The organism is Halalkalicoccus sp. CGA53, from assembly GCF_036429475.1.
Lineage (GTDB): Archaea > Halobacteriota > Halobacteria > Halobacteriales > Halalkalicoccaceae > Natronorarus > Natronorarus salvus.
This window is the reverse complement of the sequence record NZ_CP144125.1, coordinates 2,301,567-2,327,973: the sequence shown is the minus strand read 5'-3', so window position 1 is coordinate 2,327,973 and position 26,407 is coordinate 2,301,567. Positions and strand designations below refer to the sequence as shown.

17 protein-coding genes are annotated in these 26,407 nt (G+C 66.4%); 9 read left to right on the top strand and 8 right to left on the bottom strand.

Going from position 1 to position 26,407, the window contains the following annotated elements; translation table 11 throughout:
* Positions 1-16 precede the first annotated feature (16 nt).
* The 3 genes from V2L32_RS13680 to V2L32_RS13670 form a co-directional block, all read right to left on the bottom strand.
* Positions 17-3,010 carry an FAD-binding and (Fe-S)-binding domain-containing protein gene (locus V2L32_RS13680; protein ID WP_331233002.1) on the bottom strand — a complete coding sequence of 998 codons (2,994 nt, stop codon included), beginning with the start codon at positions 3,008-3,010 and terminating at the stop codon, positions 17-19.
* A gap of 193 nt (positions 3,011-3,203) precedes the next feature.
* Entirely contained in the window at positions 3,204-4,502 is a 1,299-nt protein-coding gene (locus V2L32_RS13675; RefSeq protein ID WP_331233001.1) for a CaiB/BaiF CoA transferase family protein, read from the bottom strand.
* A gap of 64 nt (positions 4,503-4,566) precedes the next feature.
* A complete protein-coding gene (locus V2L32_RS13670) occupies positions 4,567-6,177 on the bottom strand; it encodes a thiamine pyrophosphate-requiring protein (protein WP_331233000.1) in 1,611 nt (536 codons plus the stop codon).
* A 122-nt stretch (positions 6,178-6,299) separates the two neighbouring features.
* On the opposite strand from V2L32_RS13670, the gene ddh reads away from it, so the two are divergent.
* Positions 6,300-7,238 (top strand): D-2-hydroxyacid dehydrogenase, encoded by a 939-nt coding sequence (ddh, locus tag V2L32_RS13665; RefSeq protein ID WP_331232999.1) that lies wholly within the window; start codon positions 6,300-6,302, stop codon positions 7,236-7,238.
* A 10-nt stretch (positions 7,239-7,248) separates the two neighbouring features.
* On the opposite strand, the gene V2L32_RS13660 is transcribed toward ddh, so the two are convergent.
* The gene (locus V2L32_RS13660; protein ID WP_331232997.1) at positions 7,249-8,520 is read right to left on the bottom strand and encodes an MFS transporter; all 1,272 of its coding nucleotides are present in this window, start codon (positions 8,518-8,520) and stop codon (positions 7,249-7,251) included.
* A gap of 101 nt (positions 8,521-8,621) precedes the next feature.
* Complete coding sequence (locus V2L32_RS13655) at positions 8,622-10,874, bottom strand: NADP-dependent malic enzyme (protein ID WP_331232996.1); 2,253 nt, start codon at positions 10,872-10,874, stop codon at positions 8,622-8,624.
* A gap of 119 nt (positions 10,875-10,993) precedes the next feature.
* Between V2L32_RS13655 and V2L32_RS13650 the strand changes: the two genes are divergently transcribed.
* Both V2L32_RS13650 and V2L32_RS13645 read left to right on the top strand, forming a co-directional pair.
* Positions 10,994-11,503 (top strand): LUD domain-containing protein, encoded by a 510-nt coding sequence (locus V2L32_RS13650; RefSeq protein WP_331232995.1) that lies wholly within the window; start codon positions 10,994-10,996, stop codon positions 11,501-11,503.
* Positions 11,500-13,707 carry an LUD domain-containing protein gene (locus V2L32_RS13645; protein ID WP_331232994.1) on the top strand — a complete coding sequence of 736 codons (2,208 nt, stop codon included), beginning with the start codon at positions 11,500-11,502 and terminating at the stop codon, positions 13,705-13,707. Before V2L32_RS13650 ends, V2L32_RS13645 begins: the two co-directional genes overlap by 4 nt.
* A gap of 32 nt (positions 13,708-13,739) precedes the next feature.
* Here the strand turns inward: V2L32_RS13645 and V2L32_RS13640 are convergent, their stop codons facing one another.
* Both V2L32_RS13640 and V2L32_RS13635 read right to left on the bottom strand, forming a co-directional pair.
* A complete protein-coding gene (locus tag V2L32_RS13640) occupies positions 13,740-15,530 on the bottom strand; it encodes an L-lactate permease (protein ID WP_409348373.1) in 1,791 nt (596 codons plus the stop codon).
* Positions 15,531-15,666: 136 nt separating this feature from the next.
* A complete protein-coding gene (locus V2L32_RS13635; protein WP_331236615.1) occupies positions 15,667-18,642 on the bottom strand; it encodes an FAD-binding and (Fe-S)-binding domain-containing protein in 2,976 nt (991 codons plus the stop codon).
* A gap of 225 nt (positions 18,643-18,867) precedes the next feature.
* Between V2L32_RS13635 and V2L32_RS13630 the strand changes: the two genes are divergently transcribed.
* Entirely contained in the window at positions 18,868-19,233 is a 366-nt protein-coding gene (locus V2L32_RS13630) for a VOC family protein (protein ID WP_331232992.1), read from the top strand.
* Between the two features lie 16 nt (positions 19,234-19,249).
* Here V2L32_RS13630 and V2L32_RS13625 read toward each other — a convergent pair whose 3' ends face one another.
* The gene (locus V2L32_RS13625; protein WP_331232991.1) at positions 19,250-20,161 is read right to left on the bottom strand and encodes an HpcH/HpaI aldolase/citrate lyase family protein; all 912 of its coding nucleotides are present in this window, start codon (positions 20,159-20,161) and stop codon (positions 19,250-19,252) included.
* Between the two features lie 521 nt (positions 20,162-20,682).
* On the opposite strand from V2L32_RS13625, the gene V2L32_RS13620 reads away from it, so the two are divergent.
* The 5 genes from V2L32_RS13620 to rdfA all read left to right on the top strand — a co-directional run bounded on the left by V2L32_RS13620 (position 20,683) and on the right by rdfA (position 26,376).
* On the top strand, positions 20,683-21,444 hold the full coding sequence (locus V2L32_RS13620) for an IclR family transcriptional regulator (RefSeq protein ID WP_331232990.1): 762 nt from the start codon (positions 20,683-20,685) through the stop codon (positions 21,442-21,444).
* Between the two features lie 1,083 nt (positions 21,445-22,527).
* Complete coding sequence (locus V2L32_RS13615) at positions 22,528-22,911, top strand: DUF5805 domain-containing protein (protein WP_331232989.1); 384 nt, start codon at positions 22,528-22,530, stop codon at positions 22,909-22,911.
* Complete coding sequence (locus V2L32_RS13610; protein WP_331232987.1) at positions 22,908-23,951, top strand: tyrosine-type recombinase/integrase; 1,044 nt, start codon at positions 22,908-22,910, stop codon at positions 23,949-23,951. Before V2L32_RS13615 ends, V2L32_RS13610 begins: the two co-directional genes overlap by 4 nt.
* Before the next feature lie 585 nt (positions 23,952-24,536).
* Positions 24,537-25,691 carry a galactonate dehydratase gene (gene dgoD / locus V2L32_RS13605; protein ID WP_331232986.1) on the top strand — a complete coding sequence of 385 codons (1,155 nt, stop codon included), beginning with the start codon at positions 24,537-24,539 and terminating at the stop codon, positions 25,689-25,691.
* A 46-nt stretch (positions 25,692-25,737) separates the two neighbouring features.
* The gene (gene rdfA, locus V2L32_RS13600) at positions 25,738-26,376 is read left to right on the top strand and encodes a rod-determining factor RdfA (RefSeq protein WP_331232985.1); all 639 of its coding nucleotides are present in this window, start codon (positions 25,738-25,740) and stop codon (positions 26,374-26,376) included.
* Positions 26,377-26,407 lie beyond the last annotated feature (31 nt).

The following is a 26,407-nucleotide window of genomic DNA, read 5'->3' as shown; positions in this document are numbered from 1 at the left end:
CTGCCTTCGGGCAGGACTACGCGAGACTCGCTTCCAGTTTCTCGATCGGGTGGGGCGGTTTCTCGCCGAACTCGTCGCCGATCTGGGTCCGACAGGACGCGCCGGGTGCGACGACCGATTCGCCCTCGCTCCCGTCGATCTGCGAGAAGAGGATCGACCCGATCGCCTGGCTCATCGCGTAGTGTTCGGCCTCGTATCCAAAGGAGCCGGCCATCCCGCAGCAGGTGCTGTCGAGCGGGTCGACCCGGTAGCCCGCTCTGCGGAGCACGCCCACCGCGTGGTGGTCTTTCGCCGTCGCCTTCTGGTGGCAGTGGCCGTGGTACGTGAGGTGTTCGTCCACCTCCCCGAACGAGAGCGTCTCGTCCAGCCGGAACGCGTCGAGGTACTCCATCACGCCGTAGGTGTTTCGCGCCACTCGTTCGACGTCCTCGCCCGAGAGCAGGTCGAGGTAATCGGACTGGAACATCACTGCGTCCGAGGGCTCGACGATCACCACGTCCCAGCCAGCCTCGACTTCCGGGACCAGGGCGTCGACGTTCCGTCGCGCGTGCGAGCGCGCCTTCTCGAGCACCCCTTTCGAGTGTGGCGGTCTGCCGGAACCGGTCACACCCTCGGGAATCGCGACGTGGACGCCCGCGGCCTCGAGCACCCGCACCGCGGCCTTTCCCGCACCGGGGTTGCTGTAGTTCGTGTACGCGTCAGGGAACAGCACGACGTTCCGATCCGCCTCGCTCTCCGCCACCGTCGATCCACCCCGGTCCTCGAACCAGTCTTCGAGCGACTCGCGGTAGAACTCCGGGAGTGAGCGATCCCGCGCGATGCCGATCGTCCTCTCCATCACCAGCCGCGAACCAGGGAATTTCGTCCCCAGGTTCGAGAGCGGTGCGAGCGCGCTCCCGAGCGCCGAGAGCCGGTCGATGTTCGCGAACAGTCTGGTCCGAAGGCCGATCCCGTTTCGCTCGTGGGCGGCGTGTTCGACCTCGACTTTCAGCTTCGCGAGGTCGACCTCGCTCGGGCAGTTCTTCGCACAGCCCTTGCAGCCGACACAGAGATCGAGCACCTCGTGGAGGAACTCCTCCTCGAAGATCTCCTCTTCGGTGAACGCCCCCGTCATCGCCTGCCGGAGCATGTTCGCCCGACCACGCGTCGAGGTGATCTCTTCCTCCGCTGCGCGGTAGGTCGGGCACATCACGCCGCCGGTTCCCGCCTGACTCGTCCGGCAGCCGCCACAGCCGTGGCAGAGCTCGACCATTCCTCTGAACCCGTTCTCGTTCTCCCAGTTGAGCGCAGGCTCGAACCCGGCGTCGAAGACGTCCTCCAGGTCGAAGCGGAGGTTCTCGGTCATCGAGACGTCGCCACAGACCATTCCCGGGTTGAGCAGCCAGTCGGGGTCGAACGCCGTCTTCAGTTCCTTGAATAGGCCGAACACCTCCTCGCCGTAGAGTTTCCGGTTCCACTGGGTGCGCGCCCGGCCGTCGCCGTGCTCGCCCGAGACCGACCCGCCGTACTTCACGGCGAGGTCGGTCGCCCCGTCCGAGATCTCGTACATCGCCTCGATCCCCTCGATAGAATGTGTATTGATCAGCGGCCGGACGTGCAGACAACCAGGGCCCGCGTGGGCGTAGAAGCTCCCGAACGTCCCCGCCTCTTCCATCACCGCCTGGAACTCCGCGACGTACTCGGGGAGGTGCTCGGGCGGGATCGCGATGTCCTCGATGAACGCGATGTGTTTCTCTTTCCCCGTTCTCCCGAGCAGGATCGGCGTCGACGCCTTCCGCATCGTCCAGAGATCCTTCCGCTCTTCCTTCCCGTAAGCTTCGAGCGAGTCGAACGCGATCTCGCCTACGCGATCCTCGATCAGGCCCTTCACCTTCTCCCTGCCCTCCTCCTCTCCCTCGGCGTAGAACTCGACGAGCAGGAACGAGCCGGTGCCATCGGGAAGCCGCCCGACGACGTCTTTGAACTCGGCCGTCTCCCGCGCGAGGTCGACGAGCACGTCGTCGAGCACCTCCACGGCGGCGGGGTCGTGCTCTAAGATCGCTCCGACGTCCTCCATCGCCGAGAGCAGGTCGTCGTAGGTGAGCACCGCCACGCTCTTCGTCTCGGGAATCGGTTCGAGCGAGACGTTCGCTTCGGTGATCACTGCCAGGGTCCCCTCGCTACCGACGAGCAGTTTCGCGAGGTTCACCGTCCCCTCCTCGCCCCGTTCGATCGCCCGCTCTGCCTCTCGTCCCTCCTCGATCAGCACGTCCAGGTTGTAGCCCGAGACGTTCCGTTTGAGCGTGGGATACGCCTCCTCGATCAGGTGACTAGAATCGTCGATCACCTCGAGGACGTTCGCGTAGATCCGCGAGAGCAGGTCACCGTCGGGGTCGGCCCCCTCGCGGATCTCCGAGAGGGGAGTCTCGCCGAACGTCGTGACCGTGCCGTCCGCCAGAACTGCCTCGCACTCCTCGACGTAGGCGTCGGTTTTCCCGTACTTGAGCGAGTGTGCCCCGGTCGTGTTGTTCCCGATCGCCCCGCCCAGCGCACTCCGATCGGCCGTCGATGGATCGGGCGCGAACTTCTGTCCCGTGTGCTCGATCGCCCGGTTCAGCCCGGCGACGGTGATCCCGCTCCGTGCCCGGGCGGTCCCTTCCTCCCCGTCGATCGCGAGCAGGTCGGTCATATACCTCGAGAAGTCGAGGACGACCGCGCGGTTGACCGCCTGGCCCGCGAGGCTCGTCCCGCCGCCGCGTGGGAGGACTGGGATCTCGCGGTCGGCGCAGTAGGAGACGACTGCGGCGACGTCCTCCGTCGACCTGGGATAGACGACGCCGATCGGCGTCACCTCGTACGCGCTCGCGTCCGTCGCGTAGAGCTGTCGGGTGTACTCGTCGAAGCGGACGTCGCCCTCGACGAGCCCTTTTAGGTCCCGGACCATCCCCGGCCGGTTCACCTCGTCGTTCCGGTAGTCGTAGTTCGACCGGTCGTCGGTCGCCGGATCTCCCCTCTCTCTGCTCGTCGCCATCAGTTCCCGGACCCTCCCGCGCTCCGTCCCGTTTCGACCGCCGCCCATCTCTCCCCAGCCGGATCGGACGCCACGACGGCGACCGACGGCTCGTCGGCCGTTGGCAAACCGCTCATATCCGTACCTGCGCTCACGGCCGTATAACTGTTGTGCGATGCAGTCGCACGATCATCAACGATCGATCCTGTCCTTCCTACTCGGGGATCGCCCCGCGCTCTCTGAGCCGGTCGATCTCCGCCTCATCGTACCCGAGTTCCGAGAGAACGCTCTCGGTGTCCTCGCCGAGCAAGGGCGGGCCCGACTGGAACCCGCTGTCGGCGCCCGCGAAGTTGAGCGGGTGCTCGATCGCGTCGATCTCGCCCAGCGCGGCGTGGGGCAGCGTCCCGACGACACCGCGTGCTTCGACCTGCTCGTTCGTGAGCGCCTCGCTCACGTCGAAGACCGGCCCCACGGGAAGGCCCTTCTCGTCGGCCAGGAGCGATACCCACTCGTCGGTCGTTCGTTCGGCGAGCGTCGCCGAGAGCTCTCCCTCCAGTTCGTCCATGTGTCCGACGCGGTCGCCGTTCGTCTCGAACCGATCGTCCTCGGCGAGGTCCTCCCGATCGATCGCCGCACAGAACTCCTCCCAGAGGCGCTGGTTGCCGCAGGCGACGTTCAGGTAGCCGTCGGCCGTAGGATAGGACTGGTACGGGGCGAGCACGGGGTCTTTCGTCCCCATTCGCGTGGTCTCCTCCCCGACGAACGCCTTGCCCGCCTGCTTCGTGAGCCACGGCAACGCCGCGTCGAGCATCCCGAGTTCGACGCGCTCGCCCTCGCCCGTCCGCTCTCTCCGGAAGAGCGCGCCGACGATCCCGAACGCCGCCCACATCGCCGTGATCAGGTCGGTCTGCGGGAGCCCGACCTTCACCGGGTCGCCGTCTTCGGGGCCCGTAACGCTCATGATCCCGCTCATCCCCTGCACGAGGAGATCGTAGCCCGGCCGTTCGCTCCAGGGCCCCGAGTCGCCGAACGCGGAGATCGAGCAGTAGATCACGTCCCCGTTCAGCTCCCGTACGTCCTCGTATCCCACGCCGAGGCGGTCGGCGGTGCCCGGCCGGAAGTTCTCGATCACGACGTCGGCGGTCTCGATCAGGTCATAGAGCGCTGCGAGGCCCGCTTCCGATTTGAGGTTCAGTTCGACGCTCCGCTTGCCGTAGTTCACCGTCCAGAAATACGGCGACTCGCCGGCCTCGGTGGCGGGCCTCCCGGGGCCGTCGTAGCCCTCGACCGGGACGAACGGCGGCCCGGAGTGACGGCTATCGTCGCCCGCGCCGGGGCGTTCGACCTTGATCACCTCGGCACCCTGGTTCGCGAGCATCAGCGTCGCGAAGCCGCCCGTGACGAAGGTGGTCAGGTCGACGACCGTGATCCCATCCAGGAGCCGTCCGTTCGGGTCGACCGTCGAACCCGTCGACTCGCGACCAGAGTCGTGTGGGTCACTCTCGGTGTCCATGGGACGGGAACGCCCAGCGGCGACATGAAAGGTTCGTTTCGGGGTCGTCTCTCGGGACCTCAGCCTACTCGAGGTCGGGTCGGGAGAGCTCCGTCTCCTTCGACGTGATCACCTCGAGCAGCGCGGGCGTCCCCTCCTCGGTCGCGGAGACCGCGCGATCGATCGCCGCGCCGAGGTCGTCGGGCTCGGTGACGCGCTCGCCGTGACAGTTCAGCCCCTCGGCGACGTCGGCCCAGTCGCCGAAGAAGGGCGTGTCGTAGCCGGCCATCTCGTAGTTGTTCAGGTGGACCGAGAGCACCGGGAGCTCCTCGCGGGCGGCGGTCTCGAGTTCGAGGCCGGTCATCCCGATCGCGCCGTCGCCCCAGAGGTTCACACAGACCTTCTCCGGGTGGAGCAGTTTCGCGCCCATCGCGAGGCCGAGGCCGTAGCCGAGCTGTGTGGTCTTGCCCCAGCCGATGTACGAGAGCGGTTCGGTCACCTCGAAGAAGGGCGCGAGGAAGTCCCTGGGGTTGCCCGCGTCGTGGGTGATGACGACCTCCTCCTTGTCCAGCGCCGTGTCGAGTTCGTGGACGACTCTGTACGGGTTGATCGGCGTCTCCTCGGAGGTGAGTTTGGGCTCCCAGTCGGCGAGCCACTCCGCTCTCACCGACTCGATCTCGTCGGCGACCGCGTCGGCCCGACCGCGGTCGGCGTCGACCAGGTCCGAGAGATCGTCGACGAGCGCGGAGAGGGTGAGCTTGGCGTCACCGACGAGCGAGTGCTCGGAGACGACGTCCTTGTCGATGTCGGTGGGGTCGAGCGTCGAGTGGACGATCGTCGGCCCCTCCGGAACCGTCAGTCCGTAGGCGGTGTCGGTGAACGAACAGCCGACCCCGAACAGCACGTCCGCCTCGCGGACGAAGTGAGAGAGCTGTCCGGGTTCGCTCTTGCTCGCCGCACCGAGCGCGAGCGGGTGATCCTCGGGGAAGGCGCTCTTCCCGTTGAGACTCGTCGCGACGGGTGCTTCGAGCGTCTCCGCCAGTTCGTGGAGGTCGTCCCAGGCCTTCGCGTAGTGGACGCCCTGCCCGGCGAATATCACCGGTCGCTCGGCGTCTGCAAGCAGTTCGGCCGCCCGCTCGACGTCGGCCGGATCGGGACCGGAACGGCGAGACTTCGAGGGGGTGTACTCGAACTCCCCCTCGAGATCGGTGTAGAAGACGTCCTTCGGGACCTCCACCACCGCTGGCCGTGGCCGGCCGTTGCGCGCGGCGCTGAACGCCCGGCGCATCGTCTCGCTCACTGCACCTGGGTCGGCGAGCTGTTCGCAGGACTTGCTGACCGGCTGGTAGGCGACCAGCGAGTTGAACTTCGGGTCGACGTCGGTCTTCGCGAGGTCGTATCCTGCGGGAATGGCGACGATCGGCGCGGACTCGCCGTAGGCCTGGGCGACGCCGCCGATCGAGTTCTCGGTGCCGGGGCCGTGCTGGCAGGCGAACGCGCCGACCTGATCCCCGGAGGTCAGCCGGCCGACCGCGTCGGCCATGTGGACCGCCGTGCGCTCCTGTCTGGTGATGATCTTCCGGATTCCCACGTCTTCGGCCGAGTCGGTGTCGAACAGCGGGTTGCTCGGGAATCCGAAGAGGTACTCCACACCCTCGTCTCTCAGTGTCTCCGCGATCGCTTCGTTGACGTCCATGGGCTCTAACGATGGCTCATTGGGTAACGTGCGTCATAAGGATGTAGGTTCGGCCGGTGGGCCGTCTCTCGTGGAAGCGCCCGTTCCACAACGCTCAAATCGGACACATACCTGCAGCTACCATGAACGAGCGACCCGAACTCGGACAGCTGTACGTACACGAATCCGTCGAGGCGGTCATCCCGAAGAAGCCGTTCGTGGAGGCGTTCGCCGACCTCCCGATCCCGGCGGAACTCGTCGGCGACGGCGAGAGCTACGACGAGACCGACGCGGTGGTCTCGTACGTCCCGCGACCGGAGTACCTCGATGCTGGCTGGGTCCACTGCGCGCGGGCGGGCTACGACGAGTTCGACATCGCTGCCTACGAACGGGAGGGGATCCCGCTGACGAACAGTTCGGGGATCCACGGCGCGACCGTCGGGGAGGTGGCGATCGGCTTCGCCCTCTCGTTCGCCCGGCTCTTTCACCGCTATCGGGATCACCAGCTCGCAGGCGAGTGGTACTCCCCGGAGTACGAGCGACCGTTCACGGTCGAGAACGAACGGCTCTGCGTCGTCGGCCTCGGGACGATCGGGCAGGGGATCGCCGAACGCGGTGCCGGTCTCGGGATGGAGGTCGTCGGCGTGCGTCGCTCGGAGGACTCGGTACCCGGCGTCGAGCGGACCTACCACCCGGACGAGCTCCACGAGGCGATCTCGGGTGCGAAGTTCGTCGCAATCGCGCTGCCACACACGCCCGCGACCGACGGGCTGTTCTCTGCACCCGAGTTCGAGACGATGCGCGAGGACGCCTACTTGATCAACGTCGCCCGCGGCCCGATCGTCGACGAGGGGGCGCTGGTCTCCGCGCTCGAATCCGGCGAGATCGCCGGGGCGGGTCTGGACGTCTTCGAGACCGAACCCCTTCCCGAGGAGTCGCCGCTGTGGGGGATGGACGAGGTGATACTCACGCCGCACAAGGGGTCGGCGACGAACCGGTATCACCTCGACATCGCGGAGCTGGTGGCCGAGAACGTCCGGCGCTACCGAACGGGCGAGAAGCTACGGAACAGGGTGGCGTAGCTCGGGTGGATTACCTCTCGCCGAGACGATAGACGACGAGCGTGAGCGCCGCGGCGACGAGCGCGACCGAGCCGAGGGTGAGAAAGAGCGCCGCGGAGTCCGCGTAGGTGAGCAGCGCGCCGGCGATGGCGGCGCCCGCCGCGCCGACGCCGAACATCCCGAGATAGGTGTAGCCGTAGGAGAGGCCGTGGACGTCCGCCGCGGCGTACTCCGCGATGACGACCTGGTAGATCGGGGCGGTCGCGTAGAGACAGAAGCCGAGCACCGCACAGAGCAGCAGGAAGGGGGCGACGCCGACGCTCGCCACGGGGAGAAAGGCGAACGCCGTCACCGAGAGCACGGCGAGCGTCGCGAACAGCGCGTACTCCGTGCGGACCAGATCCGTCACCCTGCCGCCGGCGTACTGGCCGAGGATGCCGATCATCAGCAGGCCGCTGTAGACGTACTGGCCGGGTTCGGCGGTCTGGCCCATCACGGTGTACGGTTCGAAGCCGGGCAGGTCGGCGATCATGTCGGGGAGGAAGGTGAGCAGGCCGCGGTAGTAGGTGCCGTAGAGCATGACGACGACGAACGTGAGCGCGAACCCGAGGGTGAACAGTTTGCGGGAGTCGGCGAGGAAGCTCTCGAGCGTGAGCGACTCCCACTCCTCGACCCCTTCGCGTTCGGGCTCGTCCTCGCTCTCCCCGTCCCCGCCGTCGGTGACGGCCTCGTCCTCGGCGTAGCGGTCGGTCTCGAAGTCGATGGTCGAGCCGAGGACGACGACGACGACCGCCGGAACCACGAGCAGCGCGGCGACGAGCCGCCAGTCGAGGAAGACGAGCGCGAGCGCCGCGAGCAGCGGACCGAGCGCGGTACCGACGTTGCCGCCGACGCCGTGGTAGGCGAAGACCGTCCCGCGCTCTCGCGCCCCGCGGCTGATCAGCGAGAGCCCCGCCGGGTGGTAGACGCTCGCCGCAGCTCCCCAGACGACGATGGCGAGTGCGAGCGTGTGGACGCTCGGCGAGACCGAGAGCGCGAGAAAGCCCCCGCCCATCCCGACCACGGAGACGACGATCAGCCGGCGCGAGCCGTAGCGATCCGCGAGTACGCCGCTCGGGACCGCGCCGACGCCGATCAGCCCGTAGCCGAGGCCGACGACCAGGCCGAGTACCGCTGCGGAGACGTCGAAGACGTCGAGCCAGATGACGATGAAGATCGGGATCGACAGCTCGTAGGTGTGAAACACCCCGTGGGCGAGCGCGGTGAAGACGGTTATCGAGCGGTCGTTGTCGTCGAGACGCATCGGACGTTCGGGGAGAGCACGCCGGGCCGTTTAGTCGCTTCGTCGGGTGTGTGTCTTACCGCTTTCCCGGGCGGCGGAGCCGTCCGGTTCCCGCTGGTCGCTCATTCCTCCTGGGCGTCGACGACGGCGACGGCGGCGAGGTTGACGATGTCCTTCACCTCGTCGCCGCGCTGGAGCACGTGGACCGGCTTGTCCATCCCGACGAGCATCGGGCCCGTCGCCTCCGCCCCGCCGAGACGCTGGAGGAGTTTGTACGCGATGTTGCCGGCCTCGAGGTTCGGGAAGACGAGCACGTTCGCCGGCTCCTCGAGTTCGGAGAACTCGTACGTCCCGGTGAGGATCTCCTCTACTACCGCCGTATCGGCCTGCATCTCGCCGTCGACCGGGAAGTCGACGGTCGGGTCCTCCCTGAGGAGCCGCGCCGCGTCGCGGGGCTTTCGCGTCCCCTCGTTGTCGACGCTCCCGAAGTTCGAGTACGAGAGCATCGCCGCCCGGGGTTCGACGTTGAACCGACGGGCGAGCTTCGCCGTCTGTTTCGTCACCTCCGCGAGCACTTCCTCGTCGGGATTCTGGTTCACCGTCGCGTCGGCGAGGAAGACGACCTGGTTCTGGAAGGCGAGCATGTAGACGCCGGCGGCGTAGTTCACGTCCTCGGCGGTGCCGATCACCTGCAGCGGCGGGCGGAGCGCCGTCGGGTAGTGATGCGTGAGCCCGGTCAGCATCGCGTCGGCCTCCCCCCGCTCGACGAGCACGCTCCCGAGGTAGTTCGAGTCGGTCCGGACCAGGTCCTCGGCCTCGCTTCGCGTGATCCCCTTTCGCTTTCGCTTCTCGTAGAGCGCGTCGGCGTAGCCGTCGAGCCGTCCCTCCGAGAGGTCGACGACCTCGGGTTCGTACTCGAGGCCCAGCCGGGCGATCGTCCGCTCGATATCCGCGCGCTCGCCGAGCAGCACCGGCTCCGCGATCCCCTCCTCCTCGATCTGGTAGGCCGCGCGGATCATCTTCTCGTCCTCGCCCTCGGCGAGCGCGAGGCGTTTGGGTTCGCTCTTGGCCTTGTTCAGGACGACGCGCATCATCTCCCTCGACTTGCCGAGGCGGGCTTCGAGCTCCTCCCTGTACGCCTCGATGTCGATCTCCTTTCGAGCAGCGCCGCTGTCCATTGCGGCCTGCGCGACCGCCGGCGAGAGTTCGAACAGCACCCTGGGATCGACCGGCTTCGGGATGATATACTCGGGACCGAACTGGAGCGGCTCGTCGCCGCCGTAGGCCTTTACAACTGCATCGGGGACGTCCTGTTTCGCGAGGTCGGCGATCGCCTCCGCACACGCGATCTTCATCGCCTCGTTGATCTCGGTCGCGCGAACGTCGAGCGCGCCCCGGAAGATGAACGGGAAGCCGATGACGTTGTTCACCTGGTTCGGGTAGTCCGAACGCCCGGTCGCCATAATCACGGTGTCCTCGCGGGCGACCTTCGCGTCCTCGTACGTGATCTCCGGGTCGGGGTTCGCCATCGCGAAGATGATCGGGTTCTCGGCCATCGACCGGACCATCTCCTGGCTGACGATGCCGGCGATCGAGAGCCCGACGAGCACGTCCGCACCCTCCATCGCGTCGGCGAGTCCCCCTTCCTCGCGATCGCTCGCGAACTCGCGTTTGTACTCGTTGACCTCCTCCGCTCGTGACTCGGTGATGATCCCCGAGGAGTCACACATCGTGATGTTCTCTCTGCGTACCCCGAGCGAGACGTAGAAGCGGGCGCTCGCGAGCGCGCTCGCGCCCGCGCCCGAGAAGACGACCGAGAGTTCCGAGAGCTCCTTCCCGGCGAGTTCGGCGGCGTTCAACAGCGCCGCCCCGGAGATGATCGCCGTGCCGTGCTGATCGTCGTGGAAGACCGGGATCGACATGCTGTCTCTGAGCCGCTCCTCGATCTCGAAACACTCGGGCGCCTTGATGTCCTCTAGGTTCACGCCGCCGAAGGTGGGCTCCATCAGCTCCACCGCGCGGACGAACTCCTCCGTGTCCGTGGTGTCGAGTTCGATGTCGAAGACGTCGATGTCGGCGAAGCGCTTGAACAGTACCCCCTTGCCCTCCATCACGGGTTTCGAGGCGGCGGCGCCGATGTCTCCGAGACCCAGTACGGCGGTCCCGTTCGAGACGACGCAGACGAGGTTGCCCTTCGCGGTGTAGGTGTAGACGTCCTCGGGGCTCTCGGCGATCACCTCACACGGGCGGGCGACCCCCGGCGAGTAGGCGAGGCTGAGGTCGCGCTGGGTGTTCGTCGGCTTGGTCGTCGCGATCTCGATCTTCCCCGGCGGGTCGGTCCGGTGGTACTCCAACGCGTCGTCTTCGAGTGACATACCGTGAGATGCCCCGCCCGTCTCAAAAAGGTGTCGTCGGTAGCGGGAAGCGGATTCGACGACCGTCGAACCCCGGTCGCCGAAGAAAGAGTGAAACGGCTCCGCCCTAAGGCGGGGACATGGCAACGACACACACGCAGGGGGCGTTCGAACGCTCGCTCGCGGCCCTCGACGTTGGGCTCTCGCGAACCGATCCCCCGGGCTTCGAGGCGACGCTGTCCGAGCTGGTCTCCGAGCCGGCGGTCGGCGCGAGACTCCCGTTCGAGGGACTCGGCCTCCCGGAGACGGTGACGCTCGATCCGAGTCCGCGGGAGCTGGAGGAGGCGGTAACCGGCGTGACCGCCGCCTCCTTCGCGGTCGCCGAGTACGGCTCGCTCGTGCTGCCCGCCACCGAAGACGGGAGCGAACAGGTGAGCGTCTTCTGCGATCACCACGTCGCCGTCCTCGCCGAGAGCGATATAGTACGAGATATCCCGACGGCGTTCTCGCGGCTCTCGGAGGAGGTGGGCGAGGCGAGAGCCAGCGCGATCGTCGCGACGGGACCGAGCGCGACCGCCGACATGGGCGAACTCGTCCGGGGCGCACACGGCCCGAAGACGGTCGACGTGCTGCTCGTGGAGGGGCTGTGAGCGCCGACCGAGCCGAGACCGCCGCGAGGCTCAGGGAGCTCCTCGAGACCGAGGGCGACTCGGTGCAGGCGAACACGGCCGTCTTCAACCGAGGACGATACGACTCGGTCGCGGAACTGGACGACTACGAGGAGCTGAAAGACCGCGCTCGTGAGATCAAAGAGGACGCGATCGAGCGGCTTCCCGAGCTGATCGACGAGCTCACCGAGAGCGTCGAGGAGAACGGCGGCCACGTCTACCTGGCGAGCGACGCCGCAGACGCGAACCGCTACATCGAGGAGGTCTTTGCCGAACGAGGTGCGGAGACGCTGGTGAAATCGAAGTCGATGACCTCGGAGGAGATCGAGGTGAACGAGCACCTAGAGCGAGCGGGCATCGAGGTCACCGAGACCGACCTCGCGGAGTTCGTCCTCCAGATCGCCGAGGAAGACCCCTCGCACATCGTCGCGCCCGCGATCCACAAGTCCCGCGATGAGATCGCCCGGCTGATCGAGGAGGTCTTCGAGCCCGACGATCCCCCGGAGACGGCGGAGGAGCTCACGATGTTCGCCCGGGAGTACCTCCTCGAGAAGGTGACGGGGGCGGACGTCGGAATGACCGGCGCGAACTTCCTCGTCGCGGAGTCGGGTACGATGATGCTCGTGACCAGCGAGGGCAACGCCCGGAAGTCGGCGGTCGCGCCGGACACGCACGTCGCGCTCGCGGGCGTCGAGAAGATCGTCCCCCGGTTCGAGGACCTCGCGCCGTTCGTCGAGCTGATCGGCCGGTCGGGCACCGGCCAGGACCTCACCTCCTACGTCTCGCTGCTGACGCCCCCGGTCGAGAGCCCGCCGATCGACTTCGAGTCACCCGACGTCCCGGGGTTCGGGGGGTCGGACGCCGAGCGGGAGTTCCACCTCGTCCTGCTCGACAACGGCCGGATGGCGATGCGCGAGGACACCCACCTATGCGAGACGCTCTACTGCATCCGGTGTGCGGCGTGTTCGAACACGTGTGCGAACTTCCAGCACGTCGGCGGCCACGCCTTCGGCGGCGAGACCTACTCGGGCGGCATCGCGACCGGCTGGGAGGCCGGCGTCCACGGGCTCGATTCGGCAGCCGAGTTCAACGACCTCTGTACGGGGTGTTCGCGGTGTGTCCCGGCCTGTCCGGTGAAGATCGACATCCCGTGGATCAACGAGGTGGTGCGGGATCGGATCAACCACGGGAGGGGAGAGGGGTTCGACTTCCTCGTCGACGGACTCGTCCCCGACGCCGAGGAGGGCGGTCCCGACCTCCAGAAACGGCTGTTCGGCAACTACGGGACGCTCGCGAGGCTGGGGAGCGCGTCCGCGCCGGTCTCGAACTGGATCGGGTCCCTGCCGCCGGCGAGGATCGCGATGGAACGCCTCTTCGGGATCGACCGACGGCGGCCGCTCCCGACGTTTCGGCGCGAGACGCTCGTCGACTGGTTCGAGGGGCGCGGTGGCCCCCGCGTGGACGCGGTCGACGCCGACCGAGAGGCGGTGCTCTACGCCGACGCCTACACGAACTACGTGGCCGTCGACCGGGGGAAAGCGGCGGTACGAACGCTCGAGGCGCTCGGCGTCCACGTGCGGGTGCCCGAGGTCCCGGAGAGCGGTCGCGCGCCGCTCAGCCAGGGGATGCTCGCGACGGCGGACGAAGCGGCGAGCGCGGTCTACGGCGCGCTCGCCGAACACGTCGATTCCGGGGGGGATATCGTCGTGATCGAGCCGAGCGACCTCGCGATGTTCCGCGCGGACTACGAACACTTCCTGCCCGAGCGCTCGTTCGAGCGGCTGGACGAGAACAGTTACGAGGTACTGGAGTACGTCTTCGGCCTGCTCGAGAACGGCGCGAACGAGGAAGCACTTCGAACCGGAGACGACCGCGTCGCCTACCACAGCCACTGCCAGCAGCGCTCGTTGAACCTCGAGGGCTACACCGAAGCCGTCCTCTCACGGCTGGGCTACGACGTGCTCACCTCGGAGGTCGAGTGCTGTGGGATGGCCGGCTCGTTCGGCTACAAGAGCCAGTACTACGACCTCGCGCTCGACATCGGCTACGATCTGGTGGAGCAGTTCGAGCAGCCGGGCGAACGGGATCGGATCGTCCTCACGAGCGGCACCTCCTGTACCGATCAGCTGGACGACCTCATGACGAGAGAGCCGATCCACCCGGTCGAGCTGATCGCACCCGAATAGTGTGAGGAGGGTTTTCGAAGCCGGTTCGACGGTCAGTAGACGTCGAAGACGGCCGGCCAAACGTCGGGCATGACGTAGACGAACAGCAGCGCCCAGAACCCGACCATCACCGCGTAGTAAAACAGCGGGATGAGGTTCAGCCGGATCACACGACCCTCCTGGCCGACGAGGCCGACGGTCGCGAGCGCCGCGACGATGTTGTGGATCGCGACGAGGTTGCCGATCGCGCCGCCGACCGCCTGCGTGCCGACGACGATCTGACTCGGCAGGTCGAGTTCGTGCGCCGCGGTGAACTGGAAGCCGCCGAACGTGATGTTCGAGACGGTGTTCGAGCCGACCATCGCGGCGGCGAGCGCCCCGATCAGCGCGGCGAGGCCGGGGTAGGCCGGCCCGGTGACGTTCGCGGTCGCGATGGCGAGCACCTCGATCATGCTCGCGTCGGGTGCGCCGGGGGCGCCCGCCGACTGGATCATCACCTGCACCATCGCGATGACGAAGACGAGCGCGATGAAGGGCGAGACGAGCTTCTCGGCCGCCTCGCGCCACGCGGCGCTCACCTCTCCGCCGTTCATCCCGAAGATGCCGATCGCGACGAGCGCGCTGACGATCAGCCAGAAGCCGGGCGCGTTGACCCAGCCGATGTCACCGGCGAGCCCCTCGAAGCCGAGGATCGGCTCCCACGCGATCACCATCCCGACGGTGAACGATCCGACGGTCACGCCGATATCCGGGTTCGTGATGAACTCCGAGATCGGGTCGATCACGCGCGTGAGGACCAGCAGGACGATGAGGATGACGTAGGGGGACCACGCCTTCGCCAGCGACATCTCCGGAGCCCTGAGGGTGCCGCCGTCGGAGACGACCGCCTCCTCCGGGCCACGACCGTTCCTGCCGCCGTTCTCGCCGGGTTCGATCGTGCCGACCCAGTGGTCGGGCCACTCCTCTCTCGGCGGGAACTCCCAGTCGTCGTCGGGGAGCAGGTAGCCGGCTCTGAGCACCGAGACGGTGATCGCACCGCCGACCATCGCGCCGATCAGCGACGGGAACTCCGGCGTGATGAACCACGCGGAGATCCAGTAGGGGATCGCGAAGGAGATCCCGGCGAACAGACAGAGCGGCCAGACGCTGAGCGCGGGCCCGATCGAGCGCTCGTCTTTCGGGCTGAAGAAGTAGACGACCATCCCGACGGCGAACAGCGGCATGACGAAGCCGACGAGCGCGTGGTACGTCGCCGCCCACGCCGCGACCTCCTGTGAGTACTCGACGACGCTCATCCCACCGTCGTTGACGATCGCGTCCTCGTAGATCTCGAGCGGGTCCTGGATGCCGACGATGATCGGCGTCCCGACCGCGCCGTAGGTGACGGCGATGATGTGGCCGATCAGTGCTGCGATCACTGCCGCGAGCGCGGGGAACCCCAGGCCGAGCAGAAGCGGTGCGACGACCGCCGCGGGCGTCCCGAAGCCGGCCGCCCCCTCGATGAACGTCGCGAGGAAGAACGCCAGGAGGACGATCTGTACCCGTCTGTCCTCCGAAACGGCTGCGAAGCCCGCGTTGATCCGGTCGAACGCCCCTGCCTGCATCAGCGTGTAGAGCAACACCAGCGCACCGAAGACGATCCAGAGGATCTCGAGCGCCGTCATCACGCCGACGATCGACGCCGCCGCGAGCCACCCGGGCGGGTTGTTCCAGAAGAGGAAACCGACGAAGAGCGCGACCGCCCACGCGATCGGCATCGCCCGCGTCGCCGGCCAGAGCAGGCCGACGAGCAACACCGCCACCACCACCAGCGGCAACGAGGCCGTGATCACGTCCATCACCATGCTCGATCACCGGTTCCCGACTCCGATGTCGCGTACCTGATCATTGTGAACAGCTCACGCTCACCTGCTCAGCCGTCGATCATAACTATTAGGGTTGATTTCGAGAGAACCGGGAGAAAAAACCCCCCGAGGCGAGCTACGGCGTCAGCACCGCTTCGACCATCTCGATCGGGTGCGGGGGGTTCTCGGTCTCCCCGTCGCGGTCGCCGATCTGGCTCCGACACGATCCGCCCGGGGCGATCACCGTCTCGCCCTCGCTGGCGTCGATCTTCTCGAAGAGGTCGGCCGCGATCGCCTTCGAGAGGTCGTAGTGTTCTGCCTCGTAACCGAACGAGCCGGCCATCCCACAGCAGCTCGTGTCGAGCACGTCCACGTCGTAGCCCGCCCGCGCGAGCACCCCCACCGCGTGGTGGTCCTTCCCGGTGGACTTCTGGTGGCAGTGGCCGTGGTAGCTGAGCGTTTCAGTCGGGACCATCAGCCGGTCGTGCTCGACCAGCCCGTCGATCAGGCGGTGTTCGTCGAGGTACTCCATGATCCCGTAGGCCGACTCGGCGACCCGTTCGGTCTCGGTACCCGGAATCAGGTAGGTGTACTCGTCCTGGAAGACGACGGCGTCGGAGGGTTCGATCGCCACGACGTCCCAGCCGTCCTCCACGTAGCCGCCGAGTGCGTCGACGTTCGTCCGTGCGCGCTCTTCGGCCTGGTCGAGCAGACCGACGGAGTACGCCGCCCGACCGCTCGGCCCACACTCGTCGGGTATCCGCACGTGTACGCCCGCTGCTTCGAGCACGCGGATCGCCGCCTTCCCGGGTTCGGGGTAGCTGTAGTTCGTGTACGTGTCCGGAAAGAGCAGCACCTTCCGGTCGGCTTCCCGCTCGTCGATGCGCGGACCGCGCTTTTCGTACCAGTCGGCCAGCGACTCGCGGCGGAACGGCGGGAGCTTCCGGTCGGGGGCGATCCCCGCCACCGTCTTCATCACGACGCGCGAACCCGGGAGCTTCGGGCCGAGGTTCGAGACCGGCGCGAGTCTGCTCCCGAGCCACGAGAGCCGGTCGATGTTCGCGAAGAGCTTCGTTCTGAGGTCCGAGCCCTCACGCTCGTGGTAGCCGTGTTTCACCTCGGCCTTGAGCTTCGCGAGGTCGACGCCGGTCGGACAGTCGGACTTACAGCCCTTGCAGCCGACACAGAGGTCGAGCACCTCCTCCTGGAACCGCTCGGAGTACAGCTCCTCGGTCGGGATCTCCCCCGAGATCGCCGCCCGGAGCATGTTCGCCCGCCCGCGCGTGGTAGCGATCTCGTCTTTCATACCCCGGTAGGTGGGACACATCACGTCGTCGGTCTGCCGGCAGGTCCCACAGCCGTTACAGAGCTCGACGAGGTGTGAGAAGCCACCTTCCGCGGAGAAGTCGAGTTTCGTCTGTGGCTCGATCGAGTGGTACTCTGTCCCGTACCGGAGGTTCTCGCGCATGTCGGTCGGGTCGTCCTCGCGATAGACGACCTTCCCGGGGTTCAGCCGCCAGTCGGGGTCGAAGACCGTCTTCACCTCCTTGAACGCCTCCCAGAGTGCCGGCCCGTACATCTTCGGGTTGAACTGGGTGCGAGCCAGGCCGTCGCCGTGTTCACCGGAAAAGGAGCCGTGGCGCTCCAGGACGAGGTCGGTGACGTCCTCCGAGATCGAGCGCATCGTCTCGATCCCCTCGCCGTCTTTGAGATTGAGGATCGGCCGGATGTGGAGCGTCCCGCTGCCGGCGTGGGCGAAGTAGGCCGCCGAGGTTCCGTGCTCGTCGAGCACGCGCTCGAACTCCCCGACGTACTCGGCGAGTTCCGCGGGCGGGACCGTCGCGTCCTCGATGAACGGGTAGGGTTTCGGATCGCCCTCGAGCGCCATCAGCAGCGGGATCGCCGCCTTCCGGAGCTTCCAGATGTCCGCCTGGTCCTCGTCGGTGTAGGCTTCGAGCACGTCGAACGCGTCGCCCTCGTCGACGAAGTGGGCGTTCGTCCGCCGGATGGGCTCTCCGAGGTCCTCGTGGAGTTCGGAGTCGAACTCGAGCATCAGCGCCGCTTCCGTGCCGTCGGGGATCGGCTCCTCGTACTTCGCGAACTGTTCGGAGCCGCGAGCCAGTCTGAAGACCTCGGCGTCCATCAGCTCCACGGCGCTCGTGTCGAACTCGAGTGCCTCGGGCACCGCCGCGAGCGCCTCGATCAGGTCGGAGAAACAGTAGAGCGCGAGCGAGGTCTCCTCGGGAACGGTGACGAGACTGATCTCGGCCTCGACGATCACGCCGAGGGTGGACTCCGAGCCGACCAGTAGCTTCGAGAGGTTGATCACCTCCTCTCCCTCGCGGTTCTCGTAGATCACCTTCTGGAGGTTGTACCCCGAGACGTTCCGTTTGAGGTCGGGGTACTTCTCGCCGATCTCGTCCCGATTCTCCTCGACCAGCCCCCGGATCGTCTCGTAGATCGCCGCCTCCCTGTCCCCCTTCGCCACGATCTCCTCCCACTCCTCGCCGTCGAGGACCACCTCGCGGGTGTGGATCAGCGAGCCGTCGGCGAGCACGACCTTCAGCTCCTCCGTGTAGGCGTCGCTGATCCCGTAACGGACCGAGTGTGCGCCCGTCGAGTTGTTGCCGAGGCCGCCGCCGATCGTCGCCCGGTTCGAGGAGGCCGGGTCGGGCGCGAACTTCAGCCCCCACCGGCTGGCGTACTCGTCGAAGTGGTCCTGGACGACACCGGGCTGGACGACCGCACGCCGCTCCTCGGGACGGAGCTCGACGACGCCGTCCATGTACGTCGTCATCTCCAGGACGACACAGCCGGGTCCGACGGCCTGCCCGCCGAGCGAGGAGCCGGCCCCGCGAGCGATGATCGGAACGTCGTGGTCGGCGGCGATCCGGACTGCCGCCTGCACGTCGGAGACGTCCGTCGGGTGGACGACGCCGGCCGGTCGGGCCTGGTAGATGCTCCCGTCGGTCGCGTAGAGCACCTGTGCGTACTCGTCGAAGCGGACCTCCCCCGCCACCGCGTCGCGGAGGTCCGCCGCGAGATCGACGTACTCCTCGACGTCCGGGTGGTCGTGGCCGAGCTCCTCGTTCAGCGTCGCGAACTCCGCCATCCCTCCCGAGGGTTTCTCGATCACCGACGACCGGCCGGTGTCGGTCGTACTCCCCTGTCCCGCCCGCCCTCGTTCCGGTTTCTCGACGGCCATTACCGACCGTCGGGCGGCGAGCGGTATAATACCTGTGCACGTACCCACCGTGTGACGAACTGCCACTCCCGCGATCGGTCCCGAACCCCCACGGCACCACACGCTTATGTGGAATGGGACGGTCGCCCACGTATGGAGTTCATCCATGCCAACCTCAACGTACGCGACGTCGAGGCGTCGGTCGAGTACTACACCGAACAGTTCGGCTTCGAGGAGACCTGGGGGTTCGAGGCCGACGGCACCGTCCACCGGTACGTCGCCGACGAGAACGGGATCGAGGTACAGCTCTCGGAGACCGAGGGTGTGAGCGAGTACGACCACGGCGACGCGTTCGGCCACCTCGCGTTCAAGGTCGAGGACGTCGACGAGGCGTTCGATCGGATCGAGAACCACGGCGTCGAGAAGGAACCAGGCGATCAGCCCGAAGCCGGCGCGCGAACCGCGTTCATCCTCGACCCCGACGGCCACACGCTCGAACTGGTCGGGCCGCTCGAGTGAACGCGATCGAAACCGGCTAGAGGATGTCTGCGGCCTTCGCCCGCGCGACGATCTCCTGGGCCATCTTGTTGGTCGCCTCGTCGACCATCTGCCCGTCGACGCTCACCGCACCCTTCCCCTCCTCCATCGCCTCGGCGTACGCCTCGACGATCCGGTCGGCGCGTTCTGCGACCTCCGGATCGGGCGCGAAGATCTCGTTCGCGATCTCGATCTGGCTAGGGTGGATCGCCCACTTGCCGTCACAGCCGACCATCCGGGCGTTCGAACAGGACTCGCGGAAGCCCTGCTCGTCCGAGATGTCCGCGTACGGGCCGTCGAGACACGGGAGGCCGGCGCTCTTCGCGGCGGCGTTGCAGTGAGACAGTGCGTAGTGCCAGTAGTGGCCGGGGTAGTCGGGGAACTGGCCGATATCGAGTCCAGGGGTCCCCATCGCGGCGGAGTAGTCGCCGGGGCCGAAGATCACGCTCGAGAGGCGATCGGAGGCGTGGGCGATCTCGTGGACGTTGTGCATCCCCTCGCCGTCCTCGATCTGGGGTTCGAGACCGATCGCCCCCACCTCGAGGCCGGCGTTGACCTCGACCTGGGTGAGCAGGTTCTCGACCGTGTGGATGTCGCTCGCGCCCTTGACCTTCGGAACGATGATGTCGTCGATGTTCTCGCCGGCCTCGCTCACGACCTCGATCAGGTCGTCGTACCACCACTGGGTGTCGATGCCGTTGATCCGATAGGAGAGCACCTTTCCGCTCCAGTCGTGGGTGTTCGCCGCCTCGACGAGCGGACCGCGGGCGTCGGGCTTCGCGTTCGGCGCGACCGAGTCCTCGAGGTCGAGGAAGACCTCGTCGGCGTCGCTCGAAGCCGCCTTCTCCATCATGCCCTCGTCGCTCGCGGGCGTTGCTAACTGCGTCCTCCGCAGGGTGACGTCTGTCATGCGTGAGATCCACCTCCCACTCCCGCAGGCGTCATCATAAAACTACCTCACGGCGGTCGACGATCACCCTCCTCGTCAGAGGTTCACACGGTCCGGACGCCCTTTCTCGGTGGATGCGACGCGAACGTCCACTCGTTGAGCCTGCCCACCGACGGATACGGCACTCGTCGCCGGTACGCTCGACTATCCGGCAGAAAGAGCGGACAGAAGAAGTCGGAAGAACCGTTCACCCCTGTAGAACGACGTTCCAGTGGGGACGAATGGCCCGAGCGGACCGGGACGACCATCATCCGTGGTCGGATCGGCACGGTAGGGACCCCTCCGCTCCATTACAGAAGTATGCATGTCACGTCTATCAAGGCTGGGAACCGGGTCGGGACGGGCTCTCGGGGGAACACTACCGGCGGAGATCTACAGATCCCGTTCGTATTCCCCCGATCGGCCGGAACGAGCGGCCGTTCAGCTCGTCCGAACGTCGAGACGGTCGAAGAGGTTATGCGTTTCCCAGGCGCAGACGGATCATGCAGCGAGACGAGCCGGTCACCGTCAACGCGACCGAGACGAGCTTTCGCATCATCGAGGCGCTTCAGGCACTCGACGGTGCCGGCGTGACGGAGCTCGCGAATCACGTGGGGCTGCCGAAGAGTACGGTCCACAACCACTTACAGACGCTCTGGCGCAACGAGTACGTGGTGAAACACGACGGCGCCTACGACGTCGGGCTCCGGTTCCTCCAACTCGGCGAGCACGCCCGGGAGCGACGACGGGTGGCGACGATCGGCCCCCCCGAGATCGACAAGCTCGCGGAGGCGACGAGCGAGATGGCGAACCTCCTGGTCGAAGAGCACGGCCGTGGCGTGTTCCTCTACAAGGCGAAGGGTTCGGACGCCGTTCACATGGACACCCACGCCGGGAAACGGGTGTACCTCCACACGACCGGGTTCGGGAAGGCGATCCTCGCCCACCTCCCTCCGGAGCGAGTGGAGACGATCCTGGACCGCCACGGCCTCCCCGCGCGTACGCCGTACACGATCACCGATCGGGACGAACTCGCCGAGCAGCTCGAACGGGTCCGCGAACGCGGCTACGCCTTCGACCGCGAGGAGCGTCTCGAGGGCCTCCACTGCGTGGCCGCACCGATCGTCACCGCCGAGACCGTCGTGGGAGCGGTGAGCGTCTCCGGGCCGAAGAGCCGGATGCGCGGCGAGTGGTTCGACGAGGAACTCCCGACACTCGTCGAGCGCGCGGCGAACGTCATCGAGATCAACCTCACCTACGGCTGATCGCCTCGCCGTTCGAGCGGTTCGTCGAGTTTTGTGTATAGCGCTATGAGATTTACAGATTGCGATGTTCCACACATCCTTATACACATTCTGATATTCTGGGAATGTAATCACTCCCATACATGGTTCGAGGAACGGAGGAGCGCTGTTCCGGAACCGGTCGCAGGGAGACGCCTCCCTCTAGAGGAATCGTTACGGGTACCCGGGTGGCTTCCGGAATCTCGACGCAGGAACCCCGTTCCGGAGGTGGTTCGTCCCCTGCGTCGCTGAAGGTCCAGAGCACCGACCAGTCGAGCGGTATCGACCGATCACGGGTGATCGAGAGGAGCGCTGTTTACACGGCCTCGAGGTCGGTAGGTTTCGGGAAGGGGGCTGAGAACCGATATACCATCGTAGCCCCGTTCGCTGTAGCGGCCCTACTCTCGGACACCGACTCGGCAGCGATCGCCCGTTTAGATCGGTATGGTGTGTCGTGACCGTCTATAGTACTGGAAGGCGTGTGTTCACCGAGAGACCGATCTGTCGCTCGATGGGCCCGCAGGACCATTTAGAATACCTCTATCGGAGAACACTCCGTGTTACCGGAGCCATTGTAGTGAGTAGCCGAACCGCGCGCCCCGAAGACGAACTGAAGCCCTTCAGACGCTTCTGTGGTACGGGACCGACCATCCGATTCCAGTACTCCGTAGCGCTATCGATCGATTTGGCGAGCGGAACATGAATGGGAGGTGGTGTGTCAGCGAGAAGAGACGGGAGCTCGCCACAATATCGAGGAACCAGTGCGGCAATCGGTACGAAAATTTCCCTTACTCCTCCAACGACCGAGGGAGTACCCTACCACCCCCGACTGTGATCTGGAGGAGAACTCGGCCCCGTACATCGTGTGTGGGCGGGTCGATCGACCGATCGAAGGCCATGGTTATATCCCCCTATGTAGCACCTAAACCGAGTTCGACAGTACCAAAAATTGGGATAAGGTGAAGGATCGAACGAGGACACAGACCCACCGAGTGAGATAACGTCTCTTATCACCGGTATAGGGACTACATTGATATACGACGGGTGAGAAGCGGATACCGTCCCATGAGAGAGTCCTCCGGCAGTGATCGAGCGGTCGTAAAGACGTACGTCCCGAGCTACCAGAAGGAACGCTGGAAGGAACACGCGGCGGCGCTCGATATGACCCAGAGCGAGTTCGTACGGACGATGATCCAGGCAGGGCGAGCGGGCTTCTCGCCCGATCCCGAGGAAGGCGGTTCTGCGGACGCTACCCCGGGGGGTGACACCCTGGAAGAGGGCCTTCTCTCTGCCCTCTCTGGGGGCCCGATGACGGATGAGGACCTGTTCGCGGCGGTGACCGACGACATCGAGGAGCGGCTCTACGATGCGCTCGAATCGCTCCAGGAGCGAAACGAGGTCCGATACAGTCCCCGTGACGGCGGCTACGTCCTCGTCGGTGAGCGATGAGCGTCGATCCTCGTCGCTCGGTCGAGGTAGGCGACTCGATCGAGTACTTCCTCGAGGACCAGGCCTACCACGGGAAGGCGGAGCGGACGATCCAGGCCTACGAACGGGTCCTCCGCGAGTTCGAGCGGTTCCTCGCCGAAGAAGGTCGAGGATCCACCGATCCCGCAGAGGCGACACAGCGCGAGTGTATGGCCTGGGTCCACACGTTGCGGGCCGAACACGCCGAAAGCACGATCGCGACATACGCCTCGTATCTCCACCGGTTTTACGCCTACATGACCCAGATCGGCGCGTTCGAGTTCAACCCGATGGCACTGGTCGTCGAGGAGATGCCCGAACGGATCGAGGCGAACCCGACGCGCAGGGACGTCTCGGTCGAGGGGATGCGGACGTTCGTCGCGGGGATCTCACACCCGCTCGAACGGGCCACCGTCCTCACGCTGTTGAAGACCGGGTTACGGGTCGGAGAGCTCTGTAACCTCGACTGTCGAGACCTCCGACTCGAGGACCCACCCGAGTACGCCGCGATCGCACCCGCGAGGGCACAGCTCTCCGAGCGTCCGGACGCCCTGTTCGTCAGCCCGCGGCCGAAACGGGGAGCCGAGACGAACGGAGAGGTGCGTTCGTCTTCGAACAAGCGCCAGCGTGAGACGGTCGTTCCGGTGGACGAAGAGCTCCGAGAGGCGCTGCTCGCCTACCTCGCGATCCGTCCGGACTCACCCTCGCCTGCCGAGCCGCTGTTCGTGAACACGGCCTCGAACTGGGGTCGGCGAGTCGAACCGCCCACCGTTCGGTCGTTCGTCGAACGGCACGCGCGTGCGCAGGGGTGGTATCACACCGGGGGCGACGCCGCCGAGAACGTCACCCCCCATTACTTCAGACACTTCTTCACGACACACCTCCGTGACCGGACCGGCGATCGGGGTATCGTGAAGTACCTCCGGGGGGACGTCGCCGACGACATCATCGACACCTACACCCACAACTGGGGCGATCGTGTCCACACGGTCTACCACGACAATATATATCTGCTAGTATAACGGCCGGATGTAAACCAATAGATGCTATATGAAATTTGCCTTCGATCGCCTCCATACTGATCCGACGGTTTTAGACCGGTTTCGGTTGTCAGCAGCCGTCAGGACGGTGTTCCCGCGATCAAAGCGGTCGAACAGAGTCGCTGCCTGCCACGAAACTGGTTACCACACAAGTCGATCGAGCGTATGTACGGAATCGAGACGGGCACTCCCGACGGGGACCGCTGCCGGGTAGTCGGCCTGCGTGCGGCGGAAGTGACAGCCTTTGGCAAACCGTTCGAGTAGTTGGAGTCCCCGGAGGGGCCAGTGCTATGAATCGAGTCGGACGGCCTGCTGCGGGAGCGACGGTCACCTATCCCCCGTAGATTCCGATCCTACGAATGAGCGGTACTTCGACCTGTCTGTTCGTATCCCGATAATGGGAGGGCGCCGGTACACCGAAGGGTGGTATACAAAATCGGAGGCCTCGGGAAACGATCGAACGGTCCCGCGGTACGTTTACGGCCCGGCGCAGAGGAGGAGGACTATGGCGCCGACCGAGATCGACGACGCGTTCCCGAGACGTTCCGAGTGGATCGGTGATCGGCGATGACCGAGGTGACCGACTACGACCTCTTCGGAGTCCCACCGAGGTGGCTCTTCCTGCGCGTCGAGACGAGCGACGGCCGTGTAGGCTGGGGCGAACCGGTGGTCGAGGGTCGGGCGAGGACCGTCGCGACGGCGGTCTCCGAACTGATGGAGACCTATCTGCTCGGCGAGGAGCCCTCTCGAATCGAGGACCACTGGCAGACGATGTACCGCGGCGGGTTCTACCGGGGTGGTCCAGTCCTGATGAGCGCGCTCTCCGGGATCGATCAGGCGCTCTGGGATCTGAAGGGGAGAGAACACGGGGCGCCAGTCTACGAGCTCCTCGGCGGCCGGGCGCGCGACCGGGTACGGGTCTACCAGTGGATCGGCGGCGACCGGCCCGCGGACGTCGGCGAGGCGGCCGCCGAGAAGGTCGCCGAGGGGTTCACCGCGTTGAAGATGAACGCGACCGGCGAGCTTCGCCGTATCGACACGCCGGCGACCGTCGAGGCCGCCCGGGGTCGGATGGCGGAGGTCCGCGACGCGGTCGGTCCCGAGGTGGACGTCGGGGTGGACCTCCACGGGCGTGCCTCGAAGTCGATGGCCGAGCGGCTGATCGAGGCGCTCGCCCCGTACGAACCGATGTTCGTCGAGGAGCCGGTGTTGCCGGAGCACAGCGATACGCTTTCTGGGATCGCCGCACACACCACCGTCCCGATCGCGACGGGCGAGCGGCTCTACTCGCGCTGGGAGTTCAAGCCCCTCCTCGAGAGCGGTGCGGTCGACCTGATCCAGCCGGACCTCTCGCACGCGGGCGGGATCACCGAGGTCAGGAAGATCGCGGCGATGGCCGAGGCGTACGACGTCGCGCTCGCGCCACACTGCCCGCTGGGGCCGATCGCCCTCGCGTCGTCGCTCCAGGTGGACGCGTGTACGCCGAACACGCTGCTCCAGGAACAGAGCCTCGACATCCACTACAACGAGGACAACGACGTCCTCGACTACCTCGCCGATCCGGGGGTCTTCGAGTACGAAGACGGGTACGTCGACGTGCCCGACGGACCGGGGCTCGGGATCGAGGTCGACGAGGAGTACGTCGAAGAACGGACGCGGGAGGACGTCGACTGGCACAACCCCGTCTGGCGTCACGACGACGGGAGCATAGCCGAGTGGTGAGCGGGTCGATCCACACCGTTATGTGCCCCGGTGCGCTGGGAGGGACATGACCGAGAAGGAGGCCGACCGATCCGGGGGTGGCCCACCCGGGAAGGTCGGCCGTGTCATCCGGGAGTACGAGCTCGACGGGACCGGGGCCGAGCTCGAGCGACGCTGGACCGGCGAGGGTGGCGAGTCGATGAGCCTGCGGGCGCTCTCGGACTGGTTCAACCAGCGGGTGCTCGGGGCGGCGATGGAGCGAGCGGGTCTCAGGCCGCTCGACGGCGAAGTCGAGAACACCTACCGACTGCTCGAGGACGAGGGGGTCAGCGCCGGGATGCGCGAACAGACCAGGCGACAGCTCGAACGCGACGGCGTCGACCTCGGGCGCACGGAGAAGGACTTCGTCTCACACCAGGCGATCTACACCTACCTCACGAACCACCGGGGTGCGGTCCATCCCTCGAGCGGCGAGGAGAGCACCGAGGAACGGATCGAGCGGGAACTCGGCAAGCTGGAGGCGCTCGTCAGCCGGACGACGGCCGTGACCGAGGACACTCTCACGCGGCTGGCGAACGCGGACGCGATCGCGGCCGGTGACCTCGACGTACTCGTCGACGTACAGGTCTCCTGTCGGGAGTGTGGGGCCGTCAGCTCGGTCACCGGGTTCGTCGAGCGCGGCGGCTGTGACTGCGGGTCCGAGTGACCGTTACAGCCATACTCGTGTCACAACCGGC